This window comes from Anaerotignum neopropionicum (assembly GCF_001571775.1).
Lineage (GTDB): Bacteria > Bacillota > Clostridia > Lachnospirales > Anaerotignaceae > Chakrabartyella > Chakrabartyella neopropionicum.
In genome coordinates, this window is the sequence record NZ_LRVM01000005.1 from 57,556 (window position 1) to 72,098 (window position 14,543).

Consider the following 14,543-nt stretch of genomic DNA (forward strand, 5'->3'; position numbering starts at 1 on the left):
TATGCTATAATGAGCCAAGCTAATCCATTTTCCAAGCCTTGGCAATCCTTTTTTTTCATGCAAAAGCGTTTAGGTTTGGTATGGGCAAAAAAAGCAATCAATTTAAATTTTGAATATGAACTACGAAAGGAAGACTATCATGGCAAAAAATCCAGTTCTAACATTTGAAATGCAAAACGGTGGCGTAATTAAAGCGGAGCTTTATCCGGAAATCGCCCCCAATACGGTAAATAATTTTATTTCCTTAGTCAATAAAGGCTATTATGACGGATTGATTTTTCACCGTGTCATTAACGGCTTTATGATTCAAGGCGGCTGCCCCGACGGCACAGGCATGGGTGGCCCGGGCTACCAGATTCGTGGTGAATTTTCCATCAACGGCGTAAAAAACGATTTGAAGCACGATAAGGGTGTGCTCTCCATGGCTCGTGCAATGAACCCCAACAGCGCAGGCTCTCAGTTCTTTATCATGCACGAAAAATCTCCTCATTTGGATGGACAATATGCTTCCTTTGGTAAGGTAATCGAAGGACAGGAGGTTGTGGATGCCATTGCTACAACTGGTACCAGCCGCGGCGACCGCCCCGTTGAGGATCAAGTGATGGCAAAGGTAAGCGTTGATACCTTTGGAGAAGTGTATCCCGAACCGGAAAAAATGTAATTTTTCAAAAAAAATTTAAAAAAACTGCTTGCATTATAAAAAAATTTATGATAATATAAGCAAGCAGTTTTCCTTGCGGATGTGGCGGAACTGGCAGACGCACCAGACTCAAAATCTGGCGGTAGTGATATCGTGTGGGTTCGAGTCCCACCATCCGCACTTAAAAAGAGTTGTCTAATTTGACAACTCTTTTTTATGTCTTAATATTGCCTTTACTTACGAATACATACTGTTTACTGACATATAATCGTAAATCATTTTGCCGTGACCCTGCTCCTCTTTTTGAATATGGTTCAGAATATTGCGTATTTGTTCATCTTTAAATTCAAAAACGCATGTATCATATAGATGAGAAACATGTTTCTCAGCGGAGAGCACATCCGTGCATAAATAGCTGTCATTTTGCTTCTCCGTCGTATTCGCCGGCCCATAGGCTGCAGTAAACGTGGGCTGTGACTGTGCTTTTCCGCCCTGCGCAGGAATTGTTCCGTTTTCAATTTGCGTAAGGGTGTCATAATGCTGCTGCTCAATTTGTGCAATTTGAGAGAACAAATTCTTAAGCTGTGAATCAACCGCTTCTGAGGAATACTTTTTATATTTATCTACGCAAAGTTTTTCCTGTTCCTTTAAATCTTTTAAAAGGGTCGTTTCTTTTTGTGTTAATTGCATTGCTTTGTTTTGTGTTAATTGCATATTTATCACCTCGGTTTTTAGTATGCGCAATACGAAATCAATCTATACTTTAGGCAAATCTCTTTTTATGGGCTTTGCAAAACTGAATAATATAATGAAACTCCTATAAATTTTTCCTCCTAGCAGTTGCTTTTCAAACCAAAATGAATCATAGTTCAAATTGCAAAAGCTTAAACCATTCTAGTCCAAATCCTTTTATTGTTTTTATTTTTATGGTATAATTAGACAAATGATTTAATAATTATAAGCTGGTGATAAAATGAAAAGGTGCATTGTAATTACTGAAATAGTTGAATAAAAAATAAACCTTAGGAGGTTTTTATGACTATTTCAGATAAAAAAATATTTCCGCGAAAGAATGATTTTGAAACGGTGTATTTAAAAAATATCGTTTTTAATCCTAATATTCTGGTTGGCGACTACACAATATATCATGATTTTTGTTCTGACCCCAGAGAGTTTGAAAAAAATAATGTGCTGTACCACTATCCAATTAACCAAGATAAATTGTTTATCGGTAAATTTTGTTCCATCGCCTGCGGTGCGAAATTTCTTTTTAACAGCGCCAATCACACGCTAAAATCCCTCTCCACCTATCCGTTTCCAATTTTTTTTGAAGCGTGGAATTTAGACAAAAAACAGGTTGCATCTGCTTGGGATCATAAAGGTGATATTGTAATTGGCAACGATGTTTGGATTGGATATGAAGCAGTTATCTTATCCGGCGTTCATATTGGAGATGGCGCAATCGTTGGTTCAAGAGCAGTGGTAACAAAAGACGTTCCTCCATACACAATTGTTGGCGGCATTCCTGCACAAGAAATAAAAAAGCGTTTTAGCGAAGAAACGATAGGAAGTTTACAAAAGCTGCAATGGTGGAATTGGCCTTACGAAAAAATCCAGAAATTTCTCCCCTATATTATGAATGGGGAAATTGACAAATTATTATTTTGAATTCATTCTTGAATGATCCCCTTATACTCTGGGTTTAATTTAACAAAAGCCAGAAGTCAGAATTTCCGGTAAAAAGAATCTCTTTTTTACCGGATTTTATTATGCTATAATGCTTAAGTATTGTAAAATATTTACAAATAAAGCATGAAATGAGGAGTAGTCTATGAGATCTGATACTATTTTTTCAAGCATGGAAAACCTAAAAAACGAAGATGCTGCAATAAAAATGTCGGCCTATATGAGAAATCAGTTTTCCTTTTTAGGTGTGCGTCCACCAGAGAGAAAATCCGTTTGTAAAGAGATTTTTCGGGTAGGAAAGAAAAACAAAACAATTGATTGGGAATTTCTAGACGACTGTTGGGAAAACAAATATCGAGAAATGCAGTATATTGTCTTGGATTATTTGTCGGTAATGCAAAAATTTTTAACCTATGATGATGTACCAAAAATCAAGCACTATGTAAAAACCAAGCAATGGTGGGATACCATTGACGGCCTGGACAGAATTGTTGGAGATATTGGAATTGTAGACGACAGAATAGATGCACTCATGCTCACCTGGTCAAGGGATGAAGATTTTTGGATACGGCGTCTTGCCATAGACCATCAGCTTTCCAGAAAGGAACGAACGAACAAAGAACTTTTGGAGGAAATTATTCTCAATAATTTGGGCAGCAATGAATTTTTCATCAATAAGGCTATCGGTTGGAGTTTGCGGGATTATTCCAAGGTGAATCCCCATTGGGTGGGAAATTTTATTAAAAAATATCAAGATGAAATGAACAGCTTAAGTATACGAGAAGGCAGCAAATATCTTTAACCATTTAACTATGCCCAGCTTTTAGAAAACAAAACAAGGAGTGAAATCATGGCAACTTCAACAATACAAGCTACCTTTCCATGTGATATCCAAAAGGTTTGGAATATGGTAACTTCTCTGGAAAACATTTCATGGAGAAGTGATTTGTGTAAAATTCAAGTTTTAACTCCCACGAAGTTTGTAGAGTATACCAAGGAGGGTTATTCCACAACCTTTACCATTACTCGAACCGAGCCCTGTCAATGTTGGGAATTTGATATGGAAAATAACAGTATAAAAGGGCATTGGGCAGGTGTTTTTTCCTATCAAAACGGCAAAACAACCATTATTTTCACCGAAACCGTTGACGCAAAAAAAGTTTTGCTGAAACCATTTTTGAAAATATATTTAAAAAAACAACAGCTTGCTTATATATCGGATTTAAAAAAAGCATTACAAAACTAATTTTGCGGTTCCGAACGAAACAAAAACATAAAAAATTACTACTTATTTTTTAATGTCTGTTTGAAAAAAAAGGAGGACAATTATGTTTCAAAAGAAAATATTATTATGCCATCTACTCTTACTTATGGCTTGCAGCGGATGCGGTGCAAAAGAGGTAGAAGCAGAAAATCCGTTTAAGATAGATACCTCCGATTACAAACTTTTGCGCCAATCAACAGAGGACTACAACTCCATCGAAGTATATCAGCTTGATGGCGAAATTGTTGTAAACGCAAGGTCAGAAGCTGCTTTCTTTGACGGGGCACAATTTACTGCGACGACAGAAAATGAGTTATCTGCCGACAATGTAGAAATCACTTGGACCACCATAGGCGGAGGTACTGAAAAAACGGAACACAACGCAAGAATTATCGCAGAAATCATTATTCAGGAGGATGAAACAGTCATCCTTGACGAAAAAGTAAATTTTATGAAAAAGGGCTTTGATGCCGTTGGGGATGCAATGAAAAACTCCATGAAATGAAGATACGGATTCTGCCGCAACAAACACTATTCCTTAAGGAGGCTAGAAAATAACTTAAAAGCACGGGCAGGCAAAACATATCCCAGTGAGAAAAATTATGGTACGGAACAGTCAGTTAGTCATGGCAATATCATCACCGCAAACGGCACAGCAGCTTTGGAATTTGCAAAAAGGGTCCTGCTTGCGTTAAGGTTTGCCTCGGAAGAAAAGATCATAGAATGGTACAATTTTCATAAGCTAGGTTTTTACCTCTCCACGATGCTTAAATATAAATTTACAAAATTTAAAACGCCTGATTGCAAGGACTTTCCTTATCATTCGGGCGTCTTTTGTAAGCATCTATTTAATCTTTTTTACGATAATATTCCGCCGCATGTTCCGGTAAAATAGAATTGATATAACTTCCTGTAGCATACTCGAAACCAGCAAAGCCGCCGATTCTGGGCAAAATTTCAATATGCCAGTGAAAGTCCCCATTCACCTCGCCATCAATCAGACAAATATTATACCCCACATCCTTGCGTAAGGACGAAATTTTTGGCAAAAGCCCGTGAAATAAAACAGATAAAGATTTTAATTCCTCAGCCTTCACATTGGCAAAACTGGAAATATGCCTTTTGGGACAAATCCAAAGCTCATAGGGAAACCGAGAGGCATAAGGTGTAATTACTAAAAAATGTTGGTTTTCCTCCACAATGCGTATGCCCTGTTCCTTTTCATAAGTAAGCATTTTGCAAAAAAGACAATCCTCCTTTTGCATATACCGCCGCATCAAATCCTCCCGCTGGGGCATAACAGGCAACCCAACGATCTGCCAATGGGAATGGCAAATACTCATTCCTGCCGAAGGGCCGCAATTCTTAAAAATCTGTATATATTTCACTTCCTCTGACGAAAGCATTTTGCAATATCTCTGCTGCAATACAACAAAAACCCGTTCTAGCTGTGCCAAAGAAAAATGGTCAATGGTCTCCTCATGATGGGGCGTATCCACCAAAACCTCATGGATTCCCTTGCCTAAAATATGTTCGTAAAAAAGGGTTTCCGACTTTCCTTCCGCCTCTTTATCCACCGTGGGAAACATATTGGGGAACACACGAATTCTCCAGCAATCATCCTCTCCATCTTGATAAAGGGGGGGAGTTGTTTTATCCTCATGTCCGCCGCAAAACGGGCACTCCTCGTTCCCACTGCATTTCCGCTCAATTTTATGCAGAAATTCATAGGGACGGTTTTTCCTATTTTGGGCATAATGCGTCCACTCTTTGGTAAAAGGATTTCTTCTCACTTCGGACATAATCTCCCCCCTATTCTTTTTCACTTCCGAAAGTCCACAGATTTATGGAATTATAAATATTTTCTTCCGTAGGTACAATTTCGCCGCCAACACGATGGGAGGTAAGCATCGCCTTATTGCGAAAAGCAATGCTAATATAAGGCAGCTCCTCAGCAATGCGCTTTTGCAGGCTGCTGTATGCAAGCAAGGTTGCCCCCTCCCCAACGGCTTCATTTGCCGTCTTAAGCAAGGCATCCATCTGCTCATCCTGATAGCCTATATAATTTAAGCTTCCGTTTGTGCCAAAAAAATCATACAAATTGGTGACAGAGGACATCTGCCATCCACCAACAACGAGGTCAAAATCCCCATGAATAAATTTTTCCTGATATTCGTCAAAGGGCAGAATATCCAAGGAAACCTCGAAGCCTAAGAGGGTTAATTCGTCCCCCAGCTTCGTAGCAATCTGCCGTCTTGCACTGTTTTCCTCATTTGCTAAAATAGTAAGGTGGAGCTGCTCCTGCCCGTTTTCGCCGTCTTTTTCCAGCCTGCCATCCCCATTTTTGTCAATCCACCCCACATTTTTCAATAAGGTTGCTGCCATATCCGAATCATACTCAAAAGGCGCAACATTTTCCTCATACAGCCATGAGCTTGGGCTTACTGGTGTGTTGGTGAGCCTTGCATATTGCAAATAAACATTATCATAAATTGTTGTTTTGGGCACCACATAAGCAACTGCTTGGCGCATATTTTTATCCTGAAATAAATCTCTATGGAAGTTAAACCCAATAAAATCATATTGGTTGGAAGTAAATTGATATACCCCCACTGCTCCTTCATCGGCATAACGCCCTGCATCGCCGGCATCCGCCACCAAAATATCCGTCATCTTCTGGTTAAAGGCGTAAACATCCGTTTCTGCGCCTCCCGTGGTACGAACGGAAATCGTTTCGATTTCAGGCTTTTGCCCATTATAGGAAGGGTTTAACGTCAATATCATTTCCGACGCCACAGAATATGCTTTCATTGCATAAGGCCCGCTGCCCATAGGCGTAAGATTCACTTGGCTTTTCGGGTCAGTCTGCCCCTTGTAGTATGCTGCGGAAATCACCGGAAACTCTAACGCCGCTAAGTTCTTACTAAACGGGGTGCGAAAAGAAATGTCTATGGAATACTGCCCCGTTTTACGGTAGCTAGAAACATAATCCAACACCCTTTTGTATACGGAATCCTCCTCCGCAGCCTGAATGGTATCAATGGAAAAAGCCACATCATCCGCAGTCAAAGGCAAACCGTTTTGCCAAGTAATGTCCGTGCGAAGCTGCAAAGATAGGGTTAACCCATCCCCAGAAAAGCTCCAGCTCTCCGCAACCGAAGGGCAAGCCTTTCCTGTTTCATCGAAGGCAAGCAAGGGCTGATAAATTAGCTTTAGTATGGTATCCACCGTTTCTTCTTTGTTTCGCAGCGGATTTAAGGTTTCCGGTACACGCATGGAAAGAGTCAAAACATGGGTTTCCCCTTGACTTTTCTCTACATCCCCGATAACCGAAAAATTATTGTTTACTTCTCCGCCTTTCCCGCAACCCGAAAAAATAAGAACGCAAAGAAGGGCTAAAATCATTATTTTTTTCTTCATATGTGCCTCCAAAAACTATAAACCATAAAAAAATTCATAAAGCCTTTGCACAATTTCAACTTTTCTCACATAGCTATTGGTTTCCGGAAAAGGAATCATTTCCAGATGATAGCCATCCTCACTGTATTGATTATCACTAAGCCACTGGCTTACCTTTCCGTGTCCCGCATTATAAGCCGCCAAAACCGTAGGCTGAATCCCGCTGAATTTTTCCTCCAACCATTGCAGATACCATGTTCCCACTGCAATACTGGTTTCTGGGTCCTTTAAATCCAGGGTTTCCTCGTCTAAATAATCCAGGCGGCTGGCAACCCACCATCCCGTTTCCGTCGTTACCTGCATCAAGCCCTTGGCGTCTGCCCTGGAATGGGCATCGGGATCAAAACGACTTTCGCAAAAAATAACAGCGAATATCAAGGATTCCTCCACATCATACAGCTTTGCATATTTTTCAACCTGTTCTTTGTATTTGATGGGCAGCACTTTAGGTAATACTATAAAATACCCCAATGCCGCCACTACCAAAAGCAGAACAATCCGGGTAAGTATTTTTCTGATTAAACGAAGCATATCTTCACCCACGCCTTTAAATTAATGTTTTTTTTCATAAATCCCCCGAAAGATAAATCACTAACTGCCTTTTTACATTTTAAAATACTTGCACAGCTTTCAAAACAAAAAATCTGAATACCTTTCTATTGCTATGCATATTTTTTCATTAAATTTTTTACCTGCACTTGTACCTGTCCTAGTGTGCCGCTGTTATCAATCACCTCTTGTGCATAGCGTTCATACTCCTCCCAGGATTTTTGGGTTGCAATACGTGCCTTAGCCGTTTCCCATGTAATGCCGTCGCGCTCAATCACACGGCGGGCACGAACCTCCTCGTCGGCATAAACAACCCAAACGGCATCACAAACTTCCACAAGCCCTGCCTCCACCAATAATGGCGCATCAATAATCATCAATTTTGCCTTGCCTAATTCCTTGGCCTCTTGGATTTGCCGTGAAATCTCCCGTGCGATATATTTATGGGTACAGCGGTTCAAAAATTCCAGTTTTTCTTTCTCCCGAAACACAATTTCTCCAAGCTTCCGCCGAAAAATCTGGCCATCCTCTTGTAAAATTTGCAACCCAAAATAGTCCACCAGTTCCTCATAAGCCGGCTTTCCTTTTTTTATAATTTCATGGGCAATTTCGTCAGCATCAATAACGGCGGCGCCTGCATCCCGAAGGCATTGGCTCACAATGCCCTTTCCGCTGCCCGTCCCCCCTGTTAAACCAATTACTTTCATGGCATATCCCTCATTTTTTATTTTGCCTCAAACCAAGAATTCCCTTCATGTACCTCTACATCTAACGGAACCGAAAGCTCTGCCGCCTGTTCCATGTTCTCTTTTAAAATCCTAGCCACTGCTTCCCTTTCCTCGATATAGGTTTCAATCAGCAGCTCATCGTGCACCTGCAAAATCAAGCGAGAGCGATAGCCACCTTCTTTCAGCGCTTTATGCACATGAACCATAGCAATTTTTATAATATCCGCTGCACTGCCTTGAATGGGCATATTCATGGCCACACGCTCCCCAAAGGAACGCTGCACAAAATTATTACTCTGTAATTCGGGCATGGCCCTTCTTCTGTTCCAAAGTGTGGAAACATAGCCCTCCTCTGTGGCATGCTGAATGGTTTCATTCAGATATTTTTTGATATTGGGATACTTTGCAAAATAAGCGGCAATATACTGCTCTGCCTCTTTTCGGCTAATTCCCAAATCCTGACTTAAGCTAAAGGAACCAATGCCATAAACAATCCCAAAATTCACCGCCTTTGCATTGCTTCTTTGTAGCGATGTCACCTCATCAAAGGGCACATGGAACACCTGTGATGCCGTTAGCCTATGAATATCTTGATTATTACGGAAGGCATTGATCAGGGTTTCATCTCCCGCAATATGGGCAAGTACCCGCAACTCAATCTGGGAATAATCCGCGTCCAAAAAGCAAAACTCTCTGTTTTCAGGAATAAAAACCTTCCTTAACTCTCTACCCAATTCCAAACGCACGGGAATATTCTGTAAATTTGGCTCTGTGGAGCTGATTCGCCCCGTGGCGGTAATAGTCTGGTTAAAGGTAGAATAAATTTTCTCTGTTTTTTCGTCCATTACAGCCAAAAGACCGTCAGCGTAAGTGCTTTTCAGCTTTGCTAGTTGACGATAATACAATATTTTTTCCACCATAGGATGCTCGTATTTCAATTTCTCCAAAACATCAGCAGCAGTAGAATAGCCTGTTTTTGTTTTCTTTCCGCCTTTTAAACCCAGCTTTTCAAACAAAATAACACCCAGCTGCTTGGGGGAATTCAAATTAAATTCCTCGCCGGAAAGAGAAAAAATTTCCTTAGTAATGATATCAATACTTGTTTCCAAGTTTTTCTGATACAAAAGTAAGGCTTCCTTGTCCACTTTAATCCCATACTCCTCCATATCAGCAAGGACATAAATGAGGGGCATTTCTATATCATAAAAAAGCTCAGTCTGCCCATTTTCCGCAAGCTGCTTTTCCATAATTTTTTTCGCTTCAAAGCACACCTTGGCTTGGGTTACAGCAAAGTTTTTCCTTTCCTCTTCAGAAAGGATACAAAAAGCCTTTTTGCTTTTGCCCTTGCCCAAAACCTCCTCCCCAGAAGGGAAAACCTGATTTAAAAATGTCTTTGCCAAGTCATCATAATCATAAGATGAGCCTGTGGGATTCAAAATATAAGCCCCAATGGCAGTATCAAAGGAAATCTTCGGCATTTCTCCAATAGAAGCTCCTAATATTTTGAGGTCTTTCTTGATGTCATGACCAATTTTTATAAATCTATCATCCGAAAAGAATGGTTTTGCCAACGCAAAAAACTGTTCCTCCGTCAATTCCTCTCCAACTTCAAGCCAAACGCCACCCAAATCCTCTTGATATAAGGCAAGGCCTTGGCACACGCTTTCATCCATTAAAATAATATATGCCGTTTCCTTATTTTCTAAGTTTTGAAAAAAAATCTTTGCTTCGTCAAAAGAATACACACCATGAAAATCTTGTATTTGCGTGGTCTGAACCTCGTCCTTTTCAAAACGGTCAAACATGCTTTTCAATTCCAATCGCTTTACCAAATCGTAGGCAGTTGCGTTAAACATATTTCCAATTTTTGTACCCTCTTTATCCAAGGATATGGGCATATCCCGAATAATGGTGGCCAAAAATTTACTAAGTCTTGCCTGAGCTTGAAATTCCGCCAAGTTTTCCGCGGCCTTTTTAGGCTTTACCTCCGATGCATGGGCAATGGCATTTTCCAAATCATGATATTCCCGAATGATTTTTGCAGCAGTTTTCTCCCCAATTCCAGGAACACCGGGAATGTTATCGGAAGCATCCCCCATCAAAGCCTTTACATCTATAAATTCCAACGGTGTAACACCGTATTTTTCCACAACATCCTTTGCATAGTAATCCTCTGTTTCCGTGCGCCCACCCTTTGTTTTGGGTATACGCACCTTTAAAGTTTCGCTGGCAAGCTGCAATAAATCTCTATCGCCAGAAACAACAACGGGCACAACCCCCTGTTCTTCAGCCTTGGCAGAAAGCGTCCCTAAAATATCATCAGCCTCATAGCCCTCCATTTCATATGTCTGAATGTTCATGGCTTGAAGCATTTCCTTCAGCAATGGCATTTGCGTCCGCAATTCATCGGGCATACCCTTTCTTGTTCCTTTATAACCACCAAATTCCTTATGGCGAAAGGTTGGTGCATGCAAATCAAAGGCAACCGCCAAATAATCCGGCTTTTCCTCATCCATTAGCTTAAAAAGAATATTTAAAAATCCATATACGCCGTTGGTATACTGTCCCGCACTATTCGTCAAGAGGGGAACTCCATAAAAAGCACGGTTTACAATGCTATTTCCATCTATCAACATTATTTTTTCAGTCATAATTGATCTCCTATTTCAGTCAAAAGTATTCGCAAAATCAATACATAATTTTACTCATAACGAACGGTGTTTTTAACACCTCAGAGCGCAGACAAACCTTGGGCGTTGCCCAAACCCACTTGCTTTTTGAAAAAAGCAAGACCAAAAACTTTTATGAAACCCGCATCCTATGCGGGTTTAGGCCGGCCAAGGTTGCAATGGCAAAGAAAAGTACCATCTGTTTTGCGCAGCAAAAGTGATGACCCCTCACTGCCAAGATTGGGCAGACAGCGAAGCTGGCTTTTGCGCAGCAAAAGTGATGACCCCTCACTGCCAAGACAGGGCAGACAGCGAAGCTGGCTTTTGCGCAGCAAAAGTGATGACCCAAACCCTTGTAAGTATTTGAGGGCAAAGCCCTCAAGGTTTTGATTTTGCCTACAGTCCGCGATGTTTACAACGCCTTTGTATTCCTTAGGCGTTTGTGCACAATTAAATACATTCCGCCAGTACCCACACGATTAAAAACGTGGGCGTTCGAAGTCAGTTAAAACCCAATTTAAAGAATTTATGCGTAATTCACCATACTATTATTTATTATACACCAAATCCTTATAAAAACCTATTACAAAAACCGAAAATTTCCCAAGGACAATTTGAATTTAATGTCCTTCTTGCATATAGTAACAATGAAAATATCCGCAGGAGGTCATTTATGAAAAAATTCATTTCTCTTTTGTTAGCAGGTTGCATGGCATTATCCCTATTGGCAGGGTGCTCTTCCCAGCCCACTGCCCAGGCGGAGCAGACTCCCGTTCGGCTTAACGAGGTTGTGCATTCCGTCTTTTACGCACCTCAGTATGTTGCTATGGAATTAGGCTTTTTTGAAGAAGAAGGACTGGATGTATCCGTTGCCATCGGAAACGGTGCAGATAAATCCATGACGGCACTGCTCTCCAACGCTGCCGACATCGCTCTTTTGGGTACGGAAGCCGGCATCTATGTTTATAACGAAGGCAAGGAGGATTATCCTAAGGCCTTCCTGCAATTAACCCAAAGAGCAGGCAACTTTCTTGTATCCCGCGTGGATGAACCCGATTTCACATGGGAAAATCTCCAGGGCAAATCCGTCATCGGTGGTAGATTAGGCGGTATGCCCGAAATGGTTTTGGAATACGTTTTAAAGGAAAACGGTTTGAAATTAAATGAAGATGTTGAAATTATCAACAACATTGATTTTTCCTCCACCGCAGGCGCATTTACTGGAAATGTGGGGGATTATACCGTGGAGTTTGAACCCGTAGCAACCACCTTGGAAAACAGCGGCAGCGGCTATATTGTTGCCTCCTTGGGTGCAGCCAGCGGATATGTGCCCTACACCGTTTATATGGCAAGGGACGATTTTATGAACGAACATCCAGAAACAATCGAAGCCTTCACAAGGGCAATTTATAAAGGCCAGCTTTGGGTGAAAGATCATACCTCCGAAGAAATTGCCAATGTAGTTGCGCCTCAGTTCCCTGATTCCGATGCTAAGACCTTAACTACCATTATTGAGCGTTATAAAGCACAGGATACGTGGAAGGCAGACCCCACCTTCTCAGAGGATGGCTTTAACCTGATTCAAGATATTATGGAGCAAGGCGGACAGTTGACACAAAGAGTGGCCTTTGCTGATTTGATTAGAACAGACTTTGCAGAAAAAGCGATTAAATAATCGTTCGCTTCACATTATGAAAACAGCCCGATTGCCTTGGTTAATTTTACCGGCATTGCGGGCTGTTTTTACTTGCGCAACAAAGAGTTATACAAATGTAATCCGTATAAGTATTTTTCTCTAGTTATAAAATATAAAATTTTACAGCTTTTCCTTTTTTCGTCATGCATATTGATCACTCTTCATAAATTCTTCATAAAACAGAAGAATACTAAACAACCTCCTAAAATCAATTATTAATTTTTTTCATATATTCGATAAGTTAGCACGGTAATATTATTAATTTAAATCAAATCAATTCTACAAACATTTGCAATTTTGTTGTAATATAGGCACTTTTTCGTAATTTGCCCTTTTTTATATATTAATATTATCAATTATTTCATATTGACGGACCGCCAATTTATTGATATATTTTATAAATAAAAAACTTGTTGCTGTGAACATAATATTAGGAAATAGGGGGGATAAAATGCTTTCTTTCAACAAAAAAAGCAACTTATTGGAACTTGGACAATATAAGTATAGCTTGCAAAATGTAGAAAAACCCAACCTTTATCGGGATAATTTTAACTACGACGAAATTCCCAAATGCACCTTTAATCATCGTTTAGTTCCCATGAATCCACCAAATGAAATTTGGATGACAGATACTACCTTTCGTGATGGGCAGCAAGCAAGAACGCCCTACACAGTAGAGCAAATTACAACCCTTTACGAAATGCTCAGTCGTTTGGGCGGGCCAAAAGGAAAAATTCGTCAATGCGAGTTCTTCCTTTACAGCGAAAACGACCGTAAGGCAATTCGTGCCTGTCAGGAGATGGGACTGAAATTTCCCGAAATCACTGGTTGGATTCGTGCCACAAAAGAGGATTTTAAGTTAGTAAAGGATATGAATCTGCAAGAATGCGGAATTTTGGTAAGCTGTTCCGACTATCACATTTTCAATAAGCTGCACAAAACAAGAGAACAGGCTTTGCATGATTATTTAGAAATCGTTAAAGCGGCTTTGGATTATGGAATTCGTCCCCGCTGTCATTTTGAGGATGTGACAAGAGCGGACTACTACGGTTTTGTGGTTCCTTTTGCTACGGAATTGAAAAAACTGATGGACGAATACCAAATTCCCATAAAAATACGTTTTTGTGATACCATGGGCTATGGCGTCCCCTTCCCAGGCGCAACCCTCCCCAGGAGCGTTGCGGGCATTATTTACGGCATTAATCACTTTGCTCAAATTCCCAACGAATTAATTGAATGGCACGGCCATAACGATTTTTATAAAGCGGTAGTAAATGCTACAACGGCATGGCTTTATGGCGCAAGCTCCGTAAACTGCTCCTTGCTTGGAATCGGCGAACGAACGGGCAATACGCCTTTGGAGGCAATGGTCATTGAATACGCTCAAATGCGTGGTACGCTAGACGGTATGGACCCAACGGTGATTACTGAAATCGCTGAATATTATGAATCTGATCTGGGCTACCAAATCCCTGACAGAACACCTTTCGTAGGCAGAGATTTTAACGTAACCCGCGCGGGAATTCATGCGGACGGTATGGCGAAGGATGAAGAAATTTATAATATTTTCAATACTGCAAAGATATTAAACCGCCCCATTGGCGTTGAAATCAATAAAAACTCTGGTTCTGCCGGCATTGCTTACTGGCTGAACCAATACCTTGGCTTAAAGGACGAGAAAATAATTCACAAAAACTCTCCCGAGGCAACGATTCTGCTAAATTGGGTGGACAGTCTGTATGAAGACGGGCGCGTTACCTTCATCAGCAAAGAAGAATTAATTGAAGCAATGAAAACCCTGACACCTCATCTATTCGCACTGAAAAAGAAAAAATAAGGAGGAACCAAGTAC

General features: G+C 40.6%; 14 protein-coding genes and 1 tRNA gene. 9 read left to right on the top strand and 6 right to left on the bottom strand.

What is annotated here, in order from left to right; translation table 11 throughout:
• The first annotated feature begins 139 nt into the window (after nucleotides 1-139).
• Together CLNEO_RS08915 and CLNEO_RS08920 are read left to right on the top strand one after the other, a co-directional pair.
• Nucleotides 140-661 (top strand): peptidylprolyl isomerase, encoded by a 522-nt coding sequence (locus CLNEO_RS08915; RefSeq protein WP_066087592.1) that lies wholly within the window; start codon nucleotides 140-142, stop codon nucleotides 659-661.
• A gap of 75 nt (nucleotides 662-736) precedes the next feature.
• Nucleotides 737-820 (top strand) — tRNA-Leu (locus CLNEO_RS08920).
• 57 nt (nucleotides 821-877) lie between these two features.
• Here CLNEO_RS08920 and CLNEO_RS08925 read toward each other — a convergent pair.
• Nucleotides 878-1,354, bottom strand: coding sequence for a spore coat protein (locus CLNEO_RS08925; RefSeq protein ID WP_242864193.1), 477 nt, complete (start codon nucleotides 1,352-1,354; stop codon nucleotides 878-880).
• Between the two features lie 321 nt (nucleotides 1,355-1,675).
• Between CLNEO_RS08925 and CLNEO_RS08930 the strand changes: the two genes are divergently transcribed.
• From CLNEO_RS08930 to CLNEO_RS08945, 4 genes are all read left to right on the top strand, one after another.
• The gene (locus CLNEO_RS08930) at nucleotides 1,676-2,308 is read left to right on the top strand and encodes a CatB-related O-acetyltransferase (protein ID WP_066087595.1); all 633 of its coding nucleotides are present in this window, start codon (nucleotides 1,676-1,678) and stop codon (nucleotides 2,306-2,308) included.
• A 163-nt stretch (nucleotides 2,309-2,471) separates the two neighbouring features.
• On the top strand, nucleotides 2,472-3,128 hold the full coding sequence (locus CLNEO_RS08935; protein WP_066087598.1) for a DNA alkylation repair protein: 657 nt from the start codon (nucleotides 2,472-2,474) through the stop codon (nucleotides 3,126-3,128).
• Nucleotides 3,129-3,176: 48 nt separating this feature from the next.
• On the top strand, nucleotides 3,177-3,572 hold the full coding sequence (locus CLNEO_RS08940; RefSeq protein ID WP_066087601.1) for a polyketide cyclase: 396 nt from the start codon (nucleotides 3,177-3,179) through the stop codon (nucleotides 3,570-3,572).
• 82 nt (nucleotides 3,573-3,654) lie between these two features.
• Complete coding sequence (locus CLNEO_RS08945; protein ID WP_066087604.1) at nucleotides 3,655-4,095, top strand: hypothetical protein; 441 nt, start codon at nucleotides 3,655-3,657, stop codon at nucleotides 4,093-4,095.
• Between the two features lie 343 nt (nucleotides 4,096-4,438).
• On the opposite strand, the gene CLNEO_RS08950 is transcribed toward CLNEO_RS08945, so the two are convergent.
• From CLNEO_RS08950 to polA, 5 genes are all read right to left on the bottom strand, one after another.
• On the bottom strand, nucleotides 4,439-5,392 hold the full coding sequence (locus tag CLNEO_RS08950; RefSeq protein ID WP_066087607.1) for a galactose-1-phosphate uridylyltransferase: 954 nt from the start codon (nucleotides 5,390-5,392) through the stop codon (nucleotides 4,439-4,441).
• 10 nt (nucleotides 5,393-5,402) lie between these two features.
• Nucleotides 5,403-7,010 carry an ABC transporter substrate-binding protein gene (locus CLNEO_RS08955; protein WP_066087610.1) on the bottom strand — a complete coding sequence of 536 codons (1,608 nt, stop codon included), beginning with the start codon at nucleotides 7,008-7,010 and terminating at the stop codon, nucleotides 5,403-5,405.
• Nucleotides 7,011-7,025: 15 nt separating this feature from the next.
• Entirely contained in the window at nucleotides 7,026-7,580 is a 555-nt protein-coding gene (locus tag CLNEO_RS08960) for a lytic transglycosylase domain-containing protein (protein WP_066088057.1), read from the bottom strand.
• Nucleotides 7,581-7,711: 131 nt separating this feature from the next.
• Nucleotides 7,712-8,305, bottom strand: a complete 594-nt coding sequence (coaE, locus tag CLNEO_RS08965) for a dephospho-CoA kinase (RefSeq protein WP_066087613.1) — start codon at nucleotides 8,303-8,305, stop codon at nucleotides 7,712-7,714.
• 17 nt (nucleotides 8,306-8,322) lie between these two features.
• Nucleotides 8,323-10,977, bottom strand: a complete 2,655-nt coding sequence (gene polA / locus CLNEO_RS08970; protein WP_066087616.1) for a DNA polymerase I — start codon at nucleotides 10,975-10,977, stop codon at nucleotides 8,323-8,325.
• A gap of 192 nt (nucleotides 10,978-11,169) precedes the next feature.
• Between polA and CLNEO_RS15825 the strand changes: the two genes are divergently transcribed.
• From CLNEO_RS15825 to CLNEO_RS08980, 3 genes are all read left to right on the top strand, one after another.
• Nucleotides 11,170-11,385, top strand: a complete 216-nt coding sequence (locus tag CLNEO_RS15825) for a hypothetical protein (protein ID WP_162266469.1) — start codon at nucleotides 11,170-11,172, stop codon at nucleotides 11,383-11,385.
• Between the two features lie 283 nt (nucleotides 11,386-11,668).
• Nucleotides 11,669-12,670: an ABC transporter substrate-binding protein gene (locus CLNEO_RS08975; RefSeq protein ID WP_066087619.1), complete on the top strand. Its 1,002-nt coding sequence runs from the start codon at nucleotides 11,669-11,671 to the stop codon at nucleotides 12,668-12,670.
• A gap of 472 nt (nucleotides 12,671-13,142) precedes the next feature.
• The gene (locus CLNEO_RS08980) at nucleotides 13,143-14,528 is read left to right on the top strand and encodes a beta/alpha barrel domain-containing protein (protein ID WP_066087622.1); all 1,386 of its coding nucleotides are present in this window, start codon (nucleotides 13,143-13,145) and stop codon (nucleotides 14,526-14,528) included.
• The last annotated feature ends 15 nt before the right edge of the window (nucleotides 14,529-14,543 follow it).

What these genes read in the sequence shown, in the direction of transcription:
- CLNEO_RS08915 (WP_066087592.1), top strand. Translation starts at nt 140, where the DNA reads ATGGCAAAAAATCCAGTTCTAACATTTGAAATGCAAAACGGTGGCGTA.
- CLNEO_RS08925 (WP_242864193.1), bottom strand. Translation starts at nt 1,354, where the DNA reads ATGCAATTAACACAAAACAAAGCAATGCAATTAACACAAAAAGAAACG.
- CLNEO_RS08930 (WP_066087595.1), top strand. Translation starts at nt 1,676, where the DNA reads ATGACTATTTCAGATAAAAAAATATTTCCGCGAAAGAATGATTTTGAA.
- CLNEO_RS08935 (WP_066087598.1), top strand. Translation starts at nt 2,472, where the DNA reads ATGAGATCTGATACTATTTTTTCAAGCATGGAAAACCTAAAAAACGAA.
- CLNEO_RS08940 (WP_066087601.1), top strand. Translation starts at nt 3,177, where the DNA reads ATGGCAACTTCAACAATACAAGCTACCTTTCCATGTGATATCCAAAAG.
- CLNEO_RS08945 (WP_066087604.1), top strand. Translation starts at nt 3,655, where the DNA reads ATGTTTCAAAAGAAAATATTATTATGCCATCTACTCTTACTTATGGCT.
- CLNEO_RS08950 (WP_066087607.1), bottom strand. Translation starts at nt 5,392, where the DNA reads ATGTCCGAAGTGAGAAGAAATCCTTTTACCAAAGAGTGGACGCATTAT.
- CLNEO_RS08955 (WP_066087610.1), bottom strand. Translation starts at nt 7,010, where the DNA reads ATGAAGAAAAAAATAATGATTTTAGCCCTTCTTTGCGTTCTTATTTTT.
- CLNEO_RS08960 (WP_066088057.1), bottom strand. Translation starts at nt 7,580, where the DNA reads ATGCTTCGTTTAATCAGAAAAATACTTACCCGGATTGTTCTGCTTTTG.
- coaE (WP_066087613.1), bottom strand. Translation starts at nt 8,305, where the DNA reads ATGAAAGTAATTGGTTTAACAGGGGGGACGGGCAGCGGAAAGGGCATT.
- polA (WP_066087616.1), bottom strand. Translation starts at nt 10,977, where the DNA reads ATGACTGAAAAAATAATGTTGATAGATGGAAATAGCATTGTAAACCGT.
- CLNEO_RS08975 (WP_066087619.1), top strand. Translation starts at nt 11,669, where the DNA reads ATGAAAAAATTCATTTCTCTTTTGTTAGCAGGTTGCATGGCATTATCC.
- CLNEO_RS08980 (WP_066087622.1), top strand. Translation starts at nt 13,143, where the DNA reads ATGCTTTCTTTCAACAAAAAAAGCAACTTATTGGAACTTGGACAATAT.